The sequence below is a fragment of the Paenibacillus sp. FSL W7-1332 genome (assembly GCF_037969785.1).
Lineage (GTDB): Bacteria > Bacillota > Bacilli > Paenibacillales > Paenibacillaceae > Paenibacillus_AQ.
On sequence record NZ_CP150209.1, the window covers coordinates 6,573,723 to 6,594,742 of the forward strand.

Annotated in this window: 14 protein-coding genes; 3 read left to right on the forward strand and 11 right to left on the reverse strand. The window is 47.3% G+C overall.

Features of this window, described 5'->3' with window-relative positions; genetic code table 11:
* Positions 1-13: 13 nt before the first annotated feature.
* The 5 genes from MKX98_RS29955 to MKX98_RS29975 form a co-directional block, all read right to left on the reverse strand.
* Entirely contained in the window at positions 14-655 is a 642-nt protein-coding gene (locus MKX98_RS29955) for a beta-mannanase (RefSeq protein WP_339220052.1), read from the reverse strand.
* Positions 656-672: 17 nt separating this feature from the next.
* Positions 673-1,938 carry a vWA domain-containing protein gene (locus tag MKX98_RS29960; protein ID WP_339220054.1) on the reverse strand — a complete coding sequence of 422 codons (1,266 nt, stop codon included), beginning with the start codon at positions 1,936-1,938 and terminating at the stop codon, positions 673-675.
* Positions 1,939-1,975: 37 nt separating this feature from the next.
* Positions 1,976-4,360, reverse strand: coding sequence for a transcription initiation factor TFIID (locus MKX98_RS29965; protein ID WP_339220056.1), 2,385 nt, complete (start codon positions 4,358-4,360; stop codon positions 1,976-1,978).
* 3 nt (positions 4,361-4,363) lie between these two features.
* Positions 4,364-7,753 carry a tubulin-like doman-containing protein gene (locus MKX98_RS29970; protein ID WP_339220058.1) on the reverse strand — a complete coding sequence of 1,130 codons (3,390 nt, stop codon included), beginning with the start codon at positions 7,751-7,753 and terminating at the stop codon, positions 4,364-4,366.
* 105 nt (positions 7,754-7,858) lie between these two features.
* Positions 7,859-9,646, reverse strand: a complete 1,788-nt coding sequence (locus tag MKX98_RS29975) for a vWA domain-containing protein (RefSeq protein ID WP_339220060.1) — start codon at positions 9,644-9,646, stop codon at positions 7,859-7,861.
* A 314-nt stretch (positions 9,647-9,960) separates the two neighbouring features.
* Here MKX98_RS29975 and MKX98_RS29980 point away from each other — a divergent pair, with 314 nt between their 5' ends.
* The 3 genes from MKX98_RS29980 (at position 9,961) to MKX98_RS29990 (ending at position 12,979) form a co-directional block, all read left to right on the forward strand.
* Positions 9,961-10,113 (forward strand): hypothetical protein, encoded by a 153-nt coding sequence (locus MKX98_RS29980; protein WP_164817485.1) that lies wholly within the window; start codon positions 9,961-9,963, stop codon positions 10,111-10,113.
* Positions 10,114-10,255: 142 nt separating this feature from the next.
* Complete coding sequence (locus MKX98_RS29985) at positions 10,256-11,041, forward strand: hypothetical protein (RefSeq protein WP_339220061.1); 786 nt, start codon at positions 10,256-10,258, stop codon at positions 11,039-11,041.
* Positions 11,042-11,056: 15 nt separating this feature from the next.
* Complete coding sequence (locus MKX98_RS29990) at positions 11,057-12,979, forward strand: hypothetical protein (protein ID WP_339220063.1); 1,923 nt, start codon at positions 11,057-11,059, stop codon at positions 12,977-12,979.
* Positions 12,980-13,179: 200 nt separating this feature from the next.
* Here MKX98_RS29990 and MKX98_RS29995 read toward each other — a convergent pair whose 3' ends face one another.
* The 6 genes from MKX98_RS29995 to MKX98_RS30020 form a co-directional block, all read right to left on the reverse strand.
* Entirely contained in the window at positions 13,180-14,310 is a 1,131-nt protein-coding gene (locus MKX98_RS29995) for an outer membrane lipoprotein carrier protein LolA (protein ID WP_339220065.1), read from the reverse strand.
* A 3-nt stretch (positions 14,311-14,313) separates the two neighbouring features.
* Positions 14,314-15,279 (reverse strand): HAMP domain-containing sensor histidine kinase, encoded by a 966-nt coding sequence (locus tag MKX98_RS30000; protein WP_339220067.1) that lies wholly within the window; start codon positions 15,277-15,279, stop codon positions 14,314-14,316.
* Between the two features lie 512 nt (positions 15,280-15,791).
* Entirely contained in the window at positions 15,792-16,529 is a 738-nt protein-coding gene (locus MKX98_RS30005; RefSeq protein ID WP_339220069.1) for a response regulator transcription factor, read from the reverse strand.
* Positions 16,530-17,558: 1,029 nt separating this feature from the next.
* Positions 17,559-18,059 carry a Mov34/MPN/PAD-1 family protein gene (locus tag MKX98_RS30010; RefSeq protein WP_071220927.1) on the reverse strand — a complete coding sequence of 167 codons (501 nt, stop codon included), beginning with the start codon at positions 18,057-18,059 and terminating at the stop codon, positions 17,559-17,561.
* A complete protein-coding gene (locus MKX98_RS30015) occupies positions 18,059-19,885 on the reverse strand; it encodes a ThiF family adenylyltransferase (protein WP_071220928.1) in 1,827 nt (608 codons plus the stop codon). The genes MKX98_RS30010 and MKX98_RS30015 overlap by 1 nt, the downstream gene beginning before the upstream one ends.
* Positions 19,882-21,003 (reverse strand): nucleotidyltransferase, encoded by a 1,122-nt coding sequence (locus MKX98_RS30020; RefSeq protein ID WP_071220929.1) that lies wholly within the window; start codon positions 21,001-21,003, stop codon positions 19,882-19,884. The genes MKX98_RS30015 and MKX98_RS30020 overlap by 4 nt, the downstream gene beginning before the upstream one ends.
* Positions 21,004-21,020: the final 17 nt, after the last annotated feature.

Genomic DNA, 21,020 nt, shown 5'->3' on the forward strand with positions numbered 1-21,020 from the left:
GTGTTCGATTTCTCTATCTATAAACGAGCTCATACCGTTGTCCATACTTCTTGCCATCCGTAAAAAACAAGCGAATATAATCGTTCTTGCCCACCTCGATCGCAGGCAATTCGTTGCGCCCTGCCGCAAAATCCGTAACGAAAGGGTACAAGATGCCGTCTTCCTTGTTAACCGGATAAGCCCCCTGCTTCTTTACGTAACATAAAACGTCCTTGGGTACCGGCACTTCCGCCGTCACCTGAATTTCAATCGTCTTATAGGGCTGCAGCCAGCGGCTCTTTTCGCGGATGGAGTATGTCAGCATGGCTTTGCCGGTGCTGAACTGAATGCTGTTCGCTTCATCCGGCTGCCTGATTAAGGCCATCTCTCCGTCTTCGGAAGACATGGCATACACCGTGTACATAATCTGACCAATTCCGTCCACCCGATCCCGATACCCATTGTTCGCCTTGTACTCGTCTCGGGTATACAGACGCAGGCTGCCAGGCTCCAAAGCTCCAGCGGGCGGACCAAATCCATCATCCATCTCGCGGTGAATGTATACCGCCTGAAGATCTGGCGGCCAGTTCCAGCGGAGCGTACAGAAACCATCTTCCAACTGATAGCTTAATCCCTGAATGACCCATTCTCCGGGCTCCGCATTTTTAAAACGCATATCGAACGCCCCCTGCTTTAAAATCCTCGGCTTGTTGAATCATTCGGCCGTTGTCCTCGTCCCGTTCTGCCCGGCCGCTGCTCATTGCGAATGATCCTGCTGTTCTCCTTAACCGGGATCACCAACGTAAACAAGGCGATGACTCCTGCGAGAATGAAGCAGGCCAGCATACGAATGGAGGCATCCCCCACTTCTACCCCGGATAGGCCATATTCCAGAACAACGCCTGCGAGCACGCCGGATACCGCTCCGCCGATGCTGAAGCTGAGCGCGAGATGGCGGTTATCAAACACGATCCCGAGGGCAAGGCCCATGGCAGCGCCAATAAGCAGCATCGCAGCGATTCTTACAATCTGATAATAAACGCTATCTTCCATAACGCCCGTACGTTTCGTCAACAGGGAACGATCCCCGACATCGTCATAGATTTTCTGGAAAACAAAAGACAAATCTGCCGCGTTCTGCACGTCGTAATATTGCCCGCCCGTTTCGGCGGCAATCGTCTGAAGCAGTTGGGCACCGTCCGGGTTAACAAGGCTGAGGCCAATCGTATTCACCGCGATTTGCTGCTGCTTGTAGTCCGCAAGCACACGCGCATGATCCGTTTCGCTAAAGCCGTCCGACAGCATAATGACCATGGCGCTTCGAGCGGCATCATGGCTCTCTTGGATATGCGTCATGGTATCCTCCAGCGCGAGACTGATGTCCGTGCCACCGTCGGTCGTTGTCAAACCGTCGATTTCCGCGATGATCTCATCCTTGGCTTCTTGGTTCTTCACACGCGTAAACGGCTGCAGTAACGTTGTCGCATGATCAAACACCATCACGGATACACGGTTATCCTCGTCCATGCGGTTGATCAGATTTTTGGCCGCCGTATATCGGTCCTGATTCGGGTCCGTATCTTTCATGCTGCCTGAATTATCAATGATCAGCACGATGTCCTTCACGGGCTTGGCGCTGCCCGGGTTCAACTGATACACCCACTCAAACAGCATACCTAGCAGGAACAGCGCCACCAAAGTGGATGGAATCAGCAGCTTCCATGATGTGCCTGTATATCGCTGTCTCCATGAGCTCCCATTCAAACGAGGGGAGATCAGTTCTGCGATTAAGCAGGCCAATCCGATGCACAAGGCCAAAATTCCGAAATAGATCCCTGTAACCACGATGACGGGAAGCCCTGTCCCCCACTGGCGAAGCAAAAATTCCCCAATGGCAAATCCGATTCCCCCACCGACTAGACTAAACAGCAGCAGGAGAGGGTTTATTTTTCGTTGCACAATACACGCCTACTCTCTGTATCAGAATCTAAGAACGCTAGCGCAGCTCTGGAAGTTGCGCCGGTTCCATTCCATGAAATTCATAACCGTTTGCCGTATAGGTCTCGTAGTAGGTTCTGCCATTCCGGTAGTACATCAGATCCTCCAAGTGGAAACCTCCCATCAGGTTCAGCTTCTCAACCCCGCTTGAGCGCTTCTCATGCACGATGCCAAGCTTGTACACCCGTAAAGCTTCATCGGCGTGAATCGCGTAACGGACGAATTCGCTGTCGGCATCGCCGAAGAAATATTTCTCCTCGTATCGATGCTCCTGCGTATAGTCAAGCAGTCTGACCAACGTAACGGAGTTCTCCTCCAGCATCCGGTATAGCACCTTAAACAGATCTTCCTTGGCAAGCACCTGCTTGTTATTGTAGTCGATGGTTACGTTCGCCCGCCGCAGCAGTTCTTCCTCGAAGGTCTGCACGAACGGCTCTGCCGTCAATAGATCCCTCAAACAGACCCGGATCATGTTCGACAGGATCGGTTCGATCCCTTCATGCGTAACGATGGAGAGATTGCCGACATACCGTTCCTCGAAGAATACGCCCTGGCCGCGCTTGCTCTCCAATTCCAGCATCAGCTCTTCCGTGATCAGGCCATAATACTCCATCAGGTTCTGGCCGATATAATCATCTGCGGTACGGATGCTCGACTTGGCCGCTTCCAGCAACTCCGCTTCGAGCTGGTCCAGCATGTTCGCCTGCTGCTTGTACTGACGGTAAATCCGTTCGAGCTCCGTCTCATACAATCTGTAAAGCTCTAGCTCCGTTTCCAGCTGCAAAAGCTCATATTTGCGTCGATAAACCTCGCCCACGAAATATCGAATGAAATGGCGCACATTCTGTTTATCCCGAAAAGGAAGCTTCTTGAATGGCTGACTTTCCACGCTTTCCTCATAATAGCGGTTGAGTCCGTCCTGCTCGCTCTTCAGGAGGCTGCCGAGATCCCGGATTCGGGAACGAACCGCTTCCAGCAGTATCCCCTCTCCCGCCTTGTCGCTCGTCCACTTCACGATTTGATAACAACCGATTTGCGGGTGATCCACCAAGGTTCGACGAAGCGCACGATGAAGCTCCTCAGAAGTACTCATATCTCTAAGTCTCTTTTGGACCTCCAGCTCATAATTGCTGTGAAAAAATTGCCGGCAGCCATCCCCGAACAATGCCTCTTCTGCTTCACGAATGTTCATCCGCTTCAGCCCGGCATAACTGACGGGGTGTGACATCATACCCTTTAGCCCGTCCAGATGCTCCGGGTTTGGCAGCATCCGGTCCGCTCTTGCCGATACGGCCTCCGGATTTAGACCAAAGTAGGTCAGGCATTCATGAACCTCCGGTTCGGGCCCGCCCTTCATGCGAAGGAGAAGTCCGCGGCACAGATGATAGAGCACCGTTAGCGCAATCGGCTCGTTCGGCCTCTTTACTCGGGCAAAACCTGCGGAGACAAAGCCTTGGCGGCCGGATTCGGTCATGATATTGCTTTTGAACGACGTATTGTTGTATATGCCCCGGACTCCGTCATAGGTTTCATCCTTCTGCTTCCGGTTCTTAAGCAAACCCAGATGGCAGATGATATCGTAGATATCCTGCATCCCGGCGTAACCCGATATGCCGCGTTCATTCTTGTCGGATAGTACATAAACGAGATCAAACAACGGCGAGGCCGGGTGGACGACCGGAATGGTCAGCCCATCCTCCGTGACCTGCAGCGGCGCGGAGAAGCTGTATTCCCGGCTCTGCATCAGCTCCAGCTCCCGCAGGAAGGCAACACCCACAGAGCTCGCATAACCATAGGAATCAATCTGATCCCTTTCATTAATGAGCGCATACATATCCATTTGCACCGACTTGAATGACTGCTGGAAGATGGATGCGGCCAGTAATGAAATTTCCGGTATAAACACATTGAACGGGTCATCGACCCGTGTAATGACAGACAGATGAATCCGGTCAAAGGATGAATAGCTGCGTCCATAATCTGAAATATGGTGGCTCAGCTTCCGAATCGCTTTATTCAACCCGGCCAGGTGATGCGGGTCCCGATAGAAGTCTTGGTACAGCTCCTTGCGTGCGGACTTGGATGAGCCGTCTGACGCTGGCAATTGCAGATGATACCGATGAAGGCGACCGGAGGATTCGGAGCCTTTCGGCTCCCGATTCCCGCTCCGGTCCGTTCCCACATGAAAATAAACGACGCTTGCGCTGTTATCCCATTTGCGGTCATGGATTTCCATGATCGGTTCGATGGCGGACGCTGTCTTGTCGCCAATGAACAAGTATACCTCCGGGTAGTGGATGCTGCTCTGATCATCCTCCATCAAGGTAAGCTGCTCTTCCGACTTGGCATAGCCGGCAGCATACTGGCGAAGAATCTCCCTCATCGTCTATTTCAACCTTCTTCGGATGTCGTTTAATTTCGAAGATACCTGTCTGTAGAACTGGTATCGCTCCTCACCGTCCGCAAGCTCCACCTTCTCGTATTCGAGCCGGTCGCGCGTTTCCAGGAACCGCTCGGCCAATTCCTCCAGCTTCGTGAGCAGCGGCGTAATGTCCTCGGAAGCGGTCAGCTCCTGATCGCGGCGGGAGGATTTGCGAAGCAGCGTGCTTCGGCTTTTCTCATCCAGCTGACGGAAGTGCTTGTAAACTTCATACTCCACGTCGTTCACGCTTTTCAGCAGGTTGGCAAACGGCTCCCAGGAATCTTCCTCCGGATCGCGATCATAAACGAAGAGCGCACCCTTCTTGGTGATCGTCCCGGTGTACAACGCCTCGATGAATTGATCAAGCCATTTCTCTTCATTCTGATTGTCGCTGATCAAGAGCTCGAATTCCGTGATTTTGGCCGCGATGGCAGCATATTTCTTCAGCTCTTCCCGCACGATGCGGATCATTTCCGGCGAACGGATCAGATTCTCCTTGGCCATATCCTCGTTGATGCTGTTGAAAATATCCTTAGAGCCAACCCGTTCCAGCCCCTCATTCAAGAGCCGCTTCAGCTCGGTCCATGCCCGCTTCACTTCCCCAAGATTAGGCTTGGGACTATCCAACTGCAAATCATAAGCGCGAAGCAGCTCGTTCAGATCAAATGGCTTCGTAAACACGACCGCATAGCGGCTGCTCGTATTCTGGTCAACGTCCTTCTGGATAATGACCTTAAACTCAAGCGCCTGATTAAATTCAGCGCGTACCCTGGCGTTGTAATCCTGAACCCGCGGGTTGACGTAGGTATCCCCCCAGGATTTTTCAGGAATCGGTGACGGCAGATACGTCCAATTGTTGCGGTCCGTCTGCACCAAGTGACGCCCGACGCCTTCCTTGTCCATGATCGTGCGTTCGTAGCTTTCCTCATAAACCTTAAGCGGCGTATAGACGAACAGCGGCACGCCGTTTTTCGTATTCAGCCAGAAAATCCGGTTCTTCACTTCGCTCTCCTTCACGGTGAAGTGAGACTTCCCGACCGAATTGTTCTGATAATTGCGAATCCCCTTCAGGATGCTCGGAGCCTGTACAGGAACGGACACGAAGCCCCAGGAAGGGAAGTACAGATTGCCTGCGCTGTTGCTCAGATGGAAGACCGGCACGGCTTCGTCATCCAGCTTGCTGGCGATGTTGCGCTCGACGAATTTTTCGATGGAATCCTCCTGCCCGAATTTCATGACGAGGAAATCCTCCATCGAGCGGGTGATGAGATCGCCGAATTTATCGGTAAGAAACTCCGAAATGGATCTGACGATATCGATCTCCTGCTCCCGCGTCCAACGATTGGCATGGCTCAGCAGCTCCTGCGCGAAATCGCGGATGAGATCATCCACATCCTTCTGATCCATGATTTTGTTGATCACGTCGGAAATGTCGGGCACGCTGACCAGGTTCCAGTAATACGTTTTATTCCCTTTATGGTCCTGCTGCTCTTCCCCGTTGACGAGAATGTCGCCGTTCTTGGCGAAAATCGAATTCAATGCATTCAGAATTTCCGTATACACGCTGTAAATCCGGTTATTCTCCTGATTCAGCAGATCGTATAAATCCTCATAGAATTCAATCATCTGCTCGGTGCGTTCCACATCGGCTTCCAGCCAATATTCGTTGATTTTGGCTTCAATATAGATATTCTTCTTCTTATCCTTGGAGACAAAAGCGCTCTTCGCATCGCCCAGGCGTTCGATGGCCTGTTCCCTGGCCGACTCGATGTCACGGGGAATGCGGGTCAGATTCTCGCGCAGCGCCTCGATGTAGGACAGCAGCATCTTCAGCAGGCTGAAGCCCTTCTCCGTATAGATCAACCGGGACACATAGAACGGTCCTTGCTGCGGATGCAGGAACATGCGGCGGATTTGATCGCTGAACTGAGCCACGATCTCGCCCGGCAGCTGCTTCTTCGCTTTGATATACTCCTCGCGGGCTCTCGCCAGGAAATTCTGCTCCAGCTCCGTGTCCATATTGATGACCTGGTTCTTCACCACGTTCGCGTAGCTGAGCCGTTCGCTATTCTGGTACCCGGGGAGCGGCTCCGGCACGCGGGACTCGAAGTTCTTCGTCATCGAGTCCAGGTCGATGCCCAGCTTGCTTGCGAATTTCTCGACGTCCTCCTGGCTTGGCGCCTTCTCGAACATGGTTTGCATTTTGCCGAAAACGCGGTACGCGAGATAAGTGGTCATCTCTTCTATCGGTAGAACAGCCGAAGATGCGCCGATAATGTTGTAGTCGTAATTGGCAGGGTACGCCTTGTTCATCTGCGCGATATTGGTGCGGATGTTGCTAATGTAGTCATGGATCGCAAACTCTTCGCCGGACTGTTTTTCCTCGCTGGCCATGAAGTTTGTGATGTTCTCAGCGGTAACGTTCATGCAATAATCATAGGCGTTCTCCAGCAGCTTGCCTTCCGTATTCGTAGCGGAAATCAGATGGCACAGATTAAACGGAGGCAATGGAGAGTTCACGTTCAGAATATTGCCGTACTGCTGCTTGAACCGCTCGCCTCTGGCATCCACGTTCATCCAGTAATCGAGCTCTTTGAGTGCGGCGTAACCGTTCTTCTTGATGTATTCGCGCGTATGCTCGCTCAAGCTTTTGTTCGCCAGATTAATATCCGGCGTAAACAGATAGCCAAGGGTGTTCACGCGGTCAATGCCGGCAGAGCCGTGGTCGCGTTCGATAATGCCGCGGACGATATAGGCGATGTCCAAGAAGCAGCCGCTGCCCGTACCGCCGGACAGCCCCGTCAGCAGGAAAACCATCAGCTTTTTGTTCGTGCCGACCGACAGCGTCTTGATCTTCTTGTCGATCGCCTGCACCACTTGCGTAATCTTCGTGAACAGGAGCAAACGGCCCGCTTGGCGTACGCCTGCTGCCCCGTTCATGCCATCGGTAATGCTCAGTTCTGGCGACAGCCAATCTGTAATGTACGGCTCCAGGATGCTGCGGTTTTGGAGGAGGCCTCCAATCTCGGCATTGGAGAGAAGCACAAATTCATTGATCGGATCAAGCCCGATACCTTTATAACGTTTATTCTTATCCTGCTCGTTGGTCTCAAAAGCCAGAAACTCCACATTATCCGGCTTGTCCATTCTCTTCTTGGACAACGGATCCTCCGGCAGCTTGAAACGCCGGTTAATCTGATATTTCAAGCGCAGCAGCGCATCGATCCCCGTCCCTCCAAGTCCAATGATAAGGATCGGATTGTCGATGGTATCGACCCGTATTTTCTCGCTGACAATCCCGCCTCCAAGTGAAACGTCAAGCTGTTGTATATGTTCTCTTACTACCGGTTTCATAACTTCCCCTCCTGATAGGTCATGGCTTTAAGAGGTTGTTCAAAAAGTCCGCTTTTGATAAGAAGTGAGTCAGTCAGGAAGCAGCCATTTTTGAACACGCGCACTTTAAGCCAAATATTCAAATAGTATCGTTTTGTCCGCCTGCTGCAGGGAAACTCTCAGCCGGTCTCCGTTCTTAAGCTCCGTGCCATTCGATGCATCCAGCGCGCGGCCGGATTTCTCAACCACGGCTGAAGAATTGTTTTTAAGTATAATGCGGTCGTTCTTGCCCGGCATGAATAAGATCTTCTCGGTCTCCTTCAGCTCGGGAGCAAGCTGCAGAAGCTGATGCAGATTGAACTTCCCTTTGAACGAAGTCAGCTTCTTGTATTGCGGAAACGTCTTCTCGCCCGTGTTCTCGTCTCTGATCTCGATCACGATCTGGCCGACAAAGCCTTTGTTCGCTTTCTTAATCGCGCCGAGTATGAAATATGCAGCCGCTCCAACCATGAGCAGCGCCGCGATGCCAATGATTACGGGCCATAATGGAAAAGGTTTCGCATCCTCGCCCGCAGTCATCTCCTTCCCGCCGCTTCCTGAGCCCGCGGCTGCCGCTTTTGCGCTAATCTTCACAGGCACGCTTTCGCGGTAGAAGCTCTGCTCCTCCGCCCGTACCTTCAGCTCGTAGTCGTGCTTTTGCGGAATCTTGTAACTCCCTTCAAAGCTGCCGCCTTTATTCTCAAGCTCGACCTCTGACTCGTCCCCGGTGTCCAGATCCTTAACCAACAGCTTGGCCGTCATATTGCCATACTGCTCCTGGTCCTGCAGCTTCTGTCCATTGCTGACGAGATATGCCTTAATATCGATCGTGTCTCCTGCCTTTACCTTTGAAGGTGGCGGAGGATCCATGGTCAGCTCCAGGTCGTAGTTGAATACGAGGTTAATGTCGATTTTGTCTTTCGATACGCCTTTCACCTGCAGCTTCCAATCGCCTTGCTGCGGCTTCAGCAGCTTGAGCAGCGAGTAGGAATTGGAAGTAGATCGCAGGACATTGCCCGAAGGAATAGTCTGCTCAGCGCCGGCAGGATCGACCAGCTTCACGTCGACCGGGCTTGAGGACATAATGGAAATGTTCGCCTCCAGCACGTTCGCATTCGGCACACGAACCGTAACTTCCTGATAGCTTCCGTTGCCGGTAATGGATTGTACCGGAACGATTTTAAGCTGCTGGTGGCTGGCAAAAATCTCGCTTAATATTTGCGGAAGGTCATCCGCCGAACTGGTAGTAAAGGACTTGCCACCCGTTTGGTTTGCCAATTCATCCAACGTTTCTTTATTCAGCTTCCCGTCGGCATTCAGCCCGATCGTATAAATCGGGATGCCGCTCCCCTTGGCCTCCTTGACGGCTTGCTCTAACTGATCTGACGCTTCTTGGCTCGTCTTGCCTGTGTTTGGATCCAGGTCATTGTTACCGTCGGCCAAAACAACGATCATCGGCGCATGCGCCGGGTCCATTCCCTGCTTCAGCACTTTCACGGCTTCATCAAGGCCTACGGACATATCCGTGTACGGACCGCGATCCAGCTGATCGATAAACTCCTTCAGCGCGGTCTTGTCCGCCTCCGACTGAATTTCAAGCAGCGCTTTCTCCCGCTGAATCCGGTCAGTATAGGATACGACGCCGACCTTGTCGCCGGTGGTGGCCAGCATGTCGATAAACATCTTCATCGCTTCGCTGCTGATCCTCTCCGGATCACTGTTTTTCATGGAGTTGCTGGCATCCATCACCAGTACGGCATCAATCTTGGAGCCTTGCGAGGCAGCCATTGCCTGAGGCATGGTTCCTCCGCTCCAGGTCAGGGTCAGCAGCACCGCTGCCATCAAAGAGAGAAGCCATTTATTTTTACGTAACATCGAATTACTCCTTCATCCATTTAGTCTAGCATCAGGTGGATGCCTCGGTTCGTTTGTCAGACCGTTAGTCTAACTGTAGGCAATAAGTCTTAAAATTACATGAAAGAAAGCTTAAAAACATACCGGGAACATCCATTTCTCTGGTGTATTTATATAGAAAATACCATGCTAATCACTAAAATATACCAGCACTATGTCCATATGATATAATTATACCTGCCAAAGTTCAACATAATCAGTCGTACCACCCGAACTTAGGACACAAGCCTCACCCGCCATTTTCGAACAAATACGATGCCGAAAGGAATAGATATATGATTACATACGGATGTCTCGGGATTTTGTTTCTTTTTGTCATCATCAAGATCACGGCCTACTTCAAGCGTAAGAAGAACGCCCCGACACCGGAGCAGCTGCATCAGACTCTGCTTGAAGTTGCCAACTCACAGAGGGAACAGCATGGATAAGAAAAAACCCGTACAACTTCGCCCCTATAGTAAAACGAGATATGTCTACCAAAAGTTAAGGGTTTGCAAACATTGCCACCATTTCACGATTCTTTGGGAAGACAGCTGCGCTCACTGTAAACGCAACGCCCTTGTTCCCGTTATGGAACTTGCAGAGAAAATGGCCAAGCGTTCCATGCAGAGTGACCGACTTCTCTTCTATATAATAGGGCTCTCTGCCGTGCTTCTTAGTCAGACCTTCTTGCAGATCGTGATCTCCTTTGCTTGTATGGTGGTCCTGCTTGTATGGTTATGGCTGATCCAGCGGCGAGTGCTGCATTCCGAGACCCTGCACGCTCTGGACAAGCTTATAAGAAGTCAGCGAAAACAGATTCTTGAAGGCCTTGACCTGAACAAAGCGACGGCTTCTGCCGCCATCAAGGAAGATGCCCAGCTAGGGTATGAAATCGTCAGGGAAATTGCCTTTTTGGTCCGAAATGACCGCATCCGTCTGCAGCAGATCGTTCTCCTTCAAAGCTTCAGCCTGCGCAAGGATATGGAGCTTGAGCTTGAGCCGCTGCTGCTGGATGATTTTGATCCGGACTTAGCCGCCTATATCGGTGAAATCGCCAAAATTAAACGCGAGTTGATTAACAGCAAAGCCATCCAATACCTGCTCGACCATGAATCCAACATTTTGCGGATGGAGCAAGGCAGGCAGATTATGATCGACGCCGCCGGGGCAGCGGTACGGAAGAAAAAATACATCGATACCTTCCCTGATTTCATTAGCCGCTATGCGGATGGATTGCCGAGATATCGCTTCCTCCGCTTGTATCAGATCGTACGGCGCAATCCCGGCTTGTCGTGGAACGGCCTGCGGGACCGGGTGTCGGCCATTTATAATGAACACTACCGCTCGGACCCTGATTTTCAAAAATGGGATTAGAGGGGCTATACCGTTATGACGATGAAAAACACGCTAACCCTGCGTAATTTGTATCTTTTTTTATGTATAGTCCTTCTGCTGCTGATCGGATATAAGGGAATTCATATCTATCAGAAAATCGAATCGATGGCGCAAGCAGAGCTATTGTATGCTCAGAAGAAGCTCGTTCAGGCAGAAGAATGGTATCAAAAAGCGCGAAATAATCGCTCCCTTCTATATAAAGAAGAGCTGCTTGCCTCAAGACTGCAAGAGCTTGAACCCATTACTTCCATGAAGCAGAGCCTTTCCTCGCTTGATCATCGATTGAGCCGGGTCGGGGAAGCAGGCGATTTTTCCGGCTTTATGAACGTGTATGCCGAATTGCTTGACGCGGAGCTGAAACTTGCCGGGCAACAAGGGGCTTATGCTTCCTACTACGATGAAATTGCTGCGTTCTACGGAATCCCCGACGATGTGAAACGGATATTCCTGCAGTTCATTGGTTTGTTTACCCGTCAGGCCGATGAACTGGTTGAAGAGCAAAAGTATGACGACAACAGCTTCAAATGGAATTTGCTCCGTATTCCCGATTCATTCTACGGCGGGGAGAAGCAGAAGAATGACAAGCTGCTCCGTCTGTTCCAGCGTTATGACGAAATGATTCTAACCCGTCTGGCAGGAGCCGGACAGTATACCGACATGTTGAATTGGTCGCAGTCTATGAGCTCCGAATATGCCAGCCGATCACTGCCGGCTGCCTGGTTGAACGGCAAGACCGATGAACTTGTGTATACCATGCTGCAAAGGGATGTCCAGCGAGAGCGGCCCTCCGATTTTGCTTCGCACGCCATGGGGTACAGTGAGTACCTGGAACGAAACGAGCGGAAGAACGCGGAAATCATGGACTATATTCAGAATCAGATCAATCGGTGGATTGCAGCTGCTGATGGAATGGTGCAAGATCAGAACTACGAGGAAGCGATAGCTCTTTATGATGCGTTGTCGGGATACCAGGATATGAGCGGTAAACAACAAGCTGCCGAATTGGCCTGGACGATCCACGATCCGATTCGTTTGTTTCAAGCGGCGGGTCTCAAAGGAAGCTTCAGCTACGTAAGCGGAGGCGGGAATCGCTTTGGAGGATTGGCCTATGCCATTGGAGTCGATGAGGGAAGTATCATCTATTTAGCGGTCTTGAAAGCCGATGAAACGGTGCAATTATTCCAAAACCATGATTACCCGTCCGACATCGCCATCCAACAGGTTTCAGTTGAGGAATCGCTTAGCACCGCTAAGAATCCGGTCATCCTTGTGGAGGGCGATGTAGGAACCGGACTGGTATTGTATTCAGGGTATGAAGCCAGAGATGCCAATCTGACGCTGCTGTTCCAGTTCACGGCCGAAGGCTACCAGGCCCAGCCGGATAAGTCTTTGCTGGTCACCAATCTGGAAGGAGCAAGCCCCGACGAGATCGCTATCTTCGAGCGTCAGGGAGACCAATACGGATTCACAGGATATCAGGTTCATTTTACCGACATCGATATCGCTAATATCGAGAAGTATCCGAATGAGAAGGTTCGCTTCTCTGTCCATATCCTGGAGGGTGGCTATGGCGAAGTCGTTGCTGAACGCGATGGATACCATGTCATTTTAAGAGGGGATCTGAATTTCCCAGCAGGGAGCACAACCCTAATCGGAACATTCATCGGCGAGTATCAGCAGCTGGAGATCCCGGGAAGCCAGAGTTCCACTACTTCAAATCCCGTTGAACCGGGGACCGAGCAGGCTGACGGACACAATGGAGACACTATAGATGAAACCGAGAATCCAAGTGACGCCGTCACTACAGAGGAGATCAATCCGGATGATGTTCAACAAGAACATAACGGAAGTAGTGACAGCACCGTATCCGGTCAGATCACGCAGGTACCTGTCATTCAGGTGGAATCGATTGAGTAAGTATAGCAAAGAGGCTGTGTCCCTTAATCTTCAGGGGCGCAGCCTCTTTGCTATACTTATCGATATCAATCGTTATAGGATAATCCTTCCTTAAATTTTGAATGAATCCAAATGCGAGAAACCCTGTGCCTTTGAACAAGTACAGGGTTTCTGATTATCGAACGGCGTAACTCTATAGTTCAATTTTAATTACATACATGTTACTCAGGTCTCGTGTCTGTCAGTAGTTCTGCCCATTCAAGAAGTTGATCCAGCTTATTTTGGGTACCCTGTTGCGCAGCCATCAGGGTGTATCTCAGACCTTCCTCATCCCAGCTGATGACTTCGATTTCTTTTAAATAGTCCCCCTTGTGACCTCTGACCATCACCGGTTCTCCAAACTCTTCTTCCTGATCCTCGTTCTCGGGAGATTTGAACACGGACAGACTTAAAGCCGTCTTCCCTTCCTCCAGGTAATTTATCATCACTTCGGTTCGATCCAACTCTCCGCTACCTTCAAACATTTCCACAGATATTTGATTGAAACTTTCGGCAGGGAACTGCAAGAACGAGTGGCCTAGAGCTGCCTCTGCCTCTTCAAGCGTCACGGATTTCGGACCGAAGTCCTCCATTGAGATCATTTCAACATTCTCCGGGACCTCCAGTTTAAATGTATCAGTAGTAATTTCCGGAGATTCATCCAACAGCTTATATGCGAACTCAGATGTGATATCTCCTGTTGTGACTTTGGATTTAACAACCATCCAGTTTTTGGCATTGACCCAGTACTCCTGAGAACCAATCAACGTGCTTTTACCCTCTTCAAGCGGAGTCGCCTTGATATGATATACGTCATTCCCAAGCCATTTCTCTTTCGCCACTGTTTCAATGGAATGGGTACTCCGCATGCGTTCAAGCTGGCTCAGCATTTTCTCTTTTGGAGAGCTTTTAAGGGGTCCAACCACCTCGGCATCCATAATATAAGCTGTATCTCTGGCTTTCTCATAGACAATGATCTGTTTACCATCATTCACGGACACGCTTTGATCGTTTCCCTGTGTAGCGATCTCGTTACGCATATTGCCGTTCTCTGCGTTATACCATTCTTTAATCGACATAGATTCCGTTCTCTTATCTCCTTCGATAAGGTTCATCTCAGCTTCGGCATAGTAAGAGAAGGGCTTGTTATTCTCTTCAATGGCTTTTTCCACCATTTCTTCACCCGTATAAGCCAATGCTTCTCCTGTCTGACAGCCTGTCATCAGTGCACCTGACAGTAGAGATGTCCCTAGAAGGAAAATCAATTGTTTTCTTTTTAATATGTTTCTAACCCTTTTCTTTGTCTGTATCATATCTCAACTCTCCTTATCTGAAATAGGCAATCCGCATATGACGAGCGTTCCGTACGGCGCCTCTGATAAAAGCATAATCGTTCCTTGGTGTTGTTCAATCGCCATTTTAGCAATGGTTAAACCAAGCCCGAAGCTGCCTGAACCCGCTTGATTTCTAGAAGTTTCCCCTTGATAGAAAGGTTCGTACAGCATCGCCTGAATTTCCATGGGGATGTGCTCTCCATCGTTCTGAATCAACAACAGAATTTTCGCTTTTTCTTGATTGAAGTGCTGATGCACAACAGATTTAAAAGGTGGGAATACCCACTCCGGAATCTCAAAACAAGTGGATACTGCGCCAAGGTAAAGCTTTCCTCCCTCTGGCGTATACCGGATAGCATTGGAGATCAGGTTATCCATCATCCGCATCATCAGTTGAGGATTTATTTCCAATTCGCCGCTAACTGTAAGAGTTGATTCCAAATGTATGTTTTTAACCGATGCGAGAGGTTCATACCCCTCCAGCAGCATTTCCATGAATTCCGCACTGTCCACCTTAACGTGCATTTCCTTTGTTATTTTGGATTCCAAGGAAGCATATAAATTCAAATCATCCAGCATATGCCTCATCCTGTCGGCCTGTCCGATCATGAGTGCAAGGTATTCCTGACTTTCCTCTCTTGTTAACTTTAAATTACCGAGCTCTTCAGCATAGGCCCGAATGGAAGTGAGCGGTGTTTTTAAATCATGGGACAGAGCAGCTGTCATGAAAGCTTTCTCTTCCTGCTGCTTTGATAGCTTTTCACGCGAAGCTTCGATTGTCTTTCTCATTTCCACAAAGTGATTCATAAGCTCTTCCATCTCACCACCGCCTCGGTATACAGACTCAGGCACCGGTTCCCCTAAGGCAAAAGCTCTCATTTGTTTTGTCAGCATACGCATCGGTAAGATCAACTTACGCCGGGTGAGCAACAGAACGATGATAAACAAAGCCGTTATAAACAGGCACAGTAAACCAGCTACCCATAGACTCCGATGTCTTACTCCTTCTTTCCACTCATTCCTGGCCAGCGTGATCCGGTATATTCCTGCGATTTCACCATCTACGAACACGGGTTTTTTCATCACATAACTTCGCGGATTGATTTGCGTCTGGTACAATTTTGCGTACAGACTCTCAGTGGTTTGAACAAATTCCGTATATTGACTGTCAATCATCGATGAGTAAATAAGCACGCCGTTTGGGCTAAATAATTCAATCTTTAAAGCATCACTCGTCAATGCGTTCAATTCGCGCTCGTCCCGGGTAGAATTGAAATGATAGAGTTCAGGTTTTTGCAAATATGTCTCTGCTGCAGATATCTCCTTCGAGGCTGACATATAATCGGCGAACGAGCGTTGCTCATCCAGTTTCCCAATAAGCTGGTACAGCATGATTCCGGCTGCGAGAGGGAGCAGCATGAGCACTAGAAAAGCAATAAGCAACCATGTCCTAAGCTTCATTATAAGAACTCACCGATAAAACGATAACCGCTGCCCCACACCGTTTGAATATATCGGGGTGTTCGAATATTTTCTTTAAGCTTCGCCCGCAGGCTCTTAATATGCACAGTGACCGTATTCCCGCCGTCCACCACTTTTTGCTGCCAAACATGTTCATATAGCTCGCTTTTACTAAAATGACGCCCTGGATGGGTGGAAAGCAACAGCAGGAGTGACCACTCCTTACTCGTAAGTGCCAGCAATTCATTTCCATACATAGCCTGTTTCAAAACCGGATCAACGGTAAGTCCACCCCGATAGCACAACAGGTGAGATTTCCCTTCCTCGCTCCCTTGGTATTTCCGGAATTTCTTCAGGTGGGCCTCCACCCTTAAAGTAAGCTCAGTCAGGCTAAAGGGCTTGGTGATATAATCATCCGCTCCGAGTCCAAATGCTTGGATTTTGCTCTCGTCTTCACTCCTCGCACTCATGATCAGCAAGGGAACTTCGCTCTTCAACCGAATGTTTTTGCTCAGTGTAAAGCCGTCCATTTCCGGCAGCATCAGATCTACCAAGACGAGATCATATTCTCCATTGCAGAAATCCTCCCAGCATTCCAGCCCTGTTGTTGCCCACGTTACCGCATAATTCTCACGGCGCAAATGATCTCTCACGACCCTACCAATTCCGGAATCATCCTCAACGATTAACAGTTTGCCCTTATGTTCTTGATATTCATGGCTGTTCTTCTGCTCCATGCTTTATCCTCCCCTTGCTATCCATTCTAGTTCGATTTACTGATGGGTTTGAAAAGTTAATAAATTCTTTATAAATCGAATCATTGATTTATAAATAACTTGATCAAATCAAAAAACCGCTTTTTCGCGGCTTTGGAAGACAGTATTGTTATTTAAGTATACTGGGCCAACCTGCAGTTTCGCCAGCGAAGCTGCAGGTTGGAGTTAGAAAGGAACAAAATCTACTATACATCCTTGATATCACTATATTCGTATCGGATGGCCCATTTTGTAGGAATTTCAACGAATACATAGATTTACAAGGCAATGTTTTCCGGCATCTTCCCTTCTCCATTTTGGTTTCCATAAGACGCCTATAGCGAGCCGTCCGGTAAATCCCTAAAAACGACTAATGGCTTCGCTCTCTAAAATAAAGGGCGAAGCCATTAGTTATTAATGTTTTGATGTAATTCTAGGTGATCCTAATTTCATTTTAAAACAAAGTAGCCGTTTGACATTTATATCTTCTGATACCAGGACAGAGGATCAGTAATTTAGATGGAATCGGCCCATTATGGAGTTCACGCGGACACAGGATCTGCTATTGGACCATAATCACGGGTTAATCCACCAAATAACTCGTAATAGCGGATCTCTTGTCCGCATGTTGCTGCGAAATGCTAAGAACAAGGAAATATAGCGGAACCAGTGTCCTCAAATATCTTATCTCGATAGACAATAACAATGCCGGGGCGTTATCAAACTTAGGGATTCTGTACACTCCCCTCTATAAGAAAAGCCGAGCAAATGTCAGGAAATAACCTGCATCTGCTCGACTCTGATATGACTTTCCATTGCTCAATACAACTTTAATTTGCTATAACTTTATTTGCATTCTACAAGGGTCGTCGTGTTATTTGGTATTAAAGTTGTGTTCTGAAGTTATTGATTTTTCTGAGTTTATCATAATTCAGTTATAATACTGATATATAGTTGTGTGCTAGAATTCTGAGGATTCTGACTTAGACTACTGGTAGTTTTAAGCTTATCTCATATTTTTTCAACTGAATACTCTTTAAGTTCTATCGATTTCTTACTATCAAAAAAAACACTGATGGAAACTGAGTATTTATGATTAGGGTCTCCCCCAATGATGAATAATATTGGTTCTGGGCAATTCATCGATTGATTAGCGGATATTGCATTCATCTGTTTCGAATCAATTGAACTCCTTTGGCTTGTAGCAAAAGGATGAAAGTGCCATTCTCCTAAATAAAAAGCCTTCTCTTTTTTCCAAAGTTTATTTAACCATTCCTTAAGGCCTTTTACACCTCTGTAGAATCTAGTTCTACTATGTTTTGAGTCAGTAGGAGCAGCACTGCTTCCCAGAATAACGGCCTTCTTATATGTGTCGTCATAATAACCTGCTAAAATGCCGCCTGTTTCCAAATTACCATAAGAAGTACATTGTGCTAACATAAACGCTAAAATATCTTCGCTAAATTCAACTTCCAAGCCACTTTCATGATCTCTGTATCTATAAACAAGCATTATTGAAACACCTCTCGTTGTTTCAGTATTACCCCTGCTGATACCCCGTTTAATTGCTGTTGTTCATATACAGCAAATATATTAGATCCCAACGGGTCTAGCCACCATGTTTCCATTTCTTTTATTGCTAATCCTGCCATTATCCAAATATCATCAAGTCTAGCCGGAAATAACGGATGATAACAGCCAATTCCATCTCTTGGAAGGACTGTTTTCTTATTTTCTTCTCGTTCTAATTCGATCCATGGTTTAAGAAAATCATAAAATACCTGACGGGGAAAGGGATGCTTGTTTGATTGTAAGATAAACATTCTTTTGGCTCCGAAGCCAAGCGATATAGACACAAATCTTTTAGGAAGTGTCCAGTCGAAAGAATATAAATGGTCAATGACTGCATCGCTACCCGTAGTATCAATAATGACGTCATGTTCTTCTAAAATCTCGACCTCATCTTCACTCAGATTTGGGAAAGATTTATTTATATGTGATGACCAAATGTGTAAATTGTTCTGATTTATTCGTCTAGATAAAGATTCTGCTTTTTCTCTGGATATTTTATCCACACCGAGAATATGTCGTGAAAGATTCCCTATTTTTAAAATATCATCGTCACAAACAGTGATTTTTGATATGCCTGTGCGTGATAGTAATTCACCGATAGCTGAACCAAGCGTTCCAGCACCTATCAAAAATGCACTATCCTGATGGATTTTTTTATCTAAACTCCCGCGGCTAAGAATCGCTTCCTTGCTCCAGTTCTCAGTACGGATATAATTTAATTCTTTTTCTGGTTTTAGCTCATTCAATCGATCTCGATGAAAATAATAGTCACGTGCTTTTCTAAATCCTTTAATCCTTTTGACTTTCCTAGTCAACTTCGCAATTTCAATACTGATCCAATGAACCACCTGATCTTCTTCCCCAACGATTTGAGGAATTTGAAAGCCAATCATAATAAAATTACGATTATACTCACGGAATGTATGCATTAAATCATATATCTCATTCCAGATATCAAAATGGTGTTCTTTACACACCATTTCTAAATCGCTGACTGTCTTGGGGTATGACCAAGGTTGTTGTATAGGTTTAAAGGGTAGCAATACCCATACTCCATATTGTATCTTAGTTTGGGTATTAAGCTCTACAACTTTTCCCCAATCATAGGTTTGCAATACTTCTGACTCTCTATCAAAGAAGCGTGATATATAAATAGTATCCGAATTCTCCTTAACCTCCCTTAGAGATACCAAACCAGACCGAGTATAGATTTCACTCCACTTTATAAGATCCTTTCGCTCTTCCGCAAAAACAATGGATAACTCTGATTTGAAATGTGTATGAGGTAATTCGAAATAATCTCCAGGTACAGCCAAAGAATCGTTAGAGGCAGCGATCAGCCATAATTTCAATCTCTGTACATGCCAAGAGATTCGCTTGTCAGAATCTAAAAGTTCATCACTGTCCGATAACAATTCCAGTTGACCGCTATCCCAATCGGTACAAATCTTTCCTAATCTCCAAGGAACATAGTCAACATTTATATTTTCAGTCATGTGTTGATACGTAAGAGTGATACTTCTAATTTTATCGGGAAATATGCTAATAGATCCTCTTGGATAAAGAGGATCTATTAGCATATACCACTGGGTAGTTTGAGGTACAGAAGAGAGTTGGTTTAATTCAGGCACATTTAAACTAAAATGCAGGACCCAACTATCTAACTTTTCAAACCAATAAAGCTCTTCTAATTGTTCGTATCCCTTAACAATATCAAGTTGAATACAACCAGAGTATATATTTTCAGATACTGCGATATTTATCATCCAAAACGTCCACCCATAACATTTTGAGTTGTTGGATTTTCTCTCTTTGAAAATCCAACAGAGCTGTTCTCACTCTTGCTGGTTGCCTCAGAGGTTGGGAACTTAGAACCAAAAAGCTTATTCCATTCCTCTGCGCTTTCTTTTACAGTAGTAGCATCTGTAGCCCTTCTAGCAATTACAGCTGCTTCTTTAATTAGCTGGTAAAACTCTTCATATTCTTCATTTGTCACTCTGCCCATTACATCGTGATCTGGTACACCATGATCCGGCATAACTGGCTTCGTAGGATGGTTATTTACAATCTCTTCCAAAACTTCGGTCACCCCTTGACCAACACTTTGGATATCATCCGGGCAGCATAAGCCTATCAAGTGCTCAAAAGGATAGCCCTTTGGATATTTAGGCACATCATTTGATCTTCTCCACCATTTCAGAGCCTTAACGACGTTAACATAGTGGCGATTACAAGATTTATTTTTTTCTTGAGTCCATTTAATTTGAGCTAGAGGATCAGTTTGTTTCCATTCTTTTGCCTCTCTATCGGGAATCCACAGGGGAACCGATTTCCACTCAGGTTCATTCGCATTAGAATACGTTCTTAAAACAGAGCTCGTATCCAATGTTTCTTCAAGAACTTCCCAAGACTTCTTCAATGACCATGTTTCAATATCCTCCAAAGCCCGCATGTCGGTTACACTATTAGATTCCAAAATTCCCTCTTCACTTTCCGAGGGGGCGGCCGTGATAACAACATCTAAATCTACATAGCTTAATGAAATTCCGATTGAACGTCCCTGAATCTCGTATTTACCTGCATAGTGTTTATCCATGAATGGAACAAATACTTGAAGTGCATCTTCTGGATTGCTATATTCCTCCATACTCAATTTAGTCACTACAATTACATCGACATCCGATCGACTGTCTCCTTTTGGACGAACAGCGGTAGACCTTCGATAACTCCCCTGAAGAAATGTACTTACAATAATTTTAGATAGATCCTCGTCTTCTTCTAATCTATTTCTCAAAGTAGTATGTCCTTTGATAAGATCATTCACTTGATTCTCTGTTAGACGAATTTCTTTAAGGAATCTTGCAAAATAGGTGGGAATATTCATAATGAGACCTCCAAATT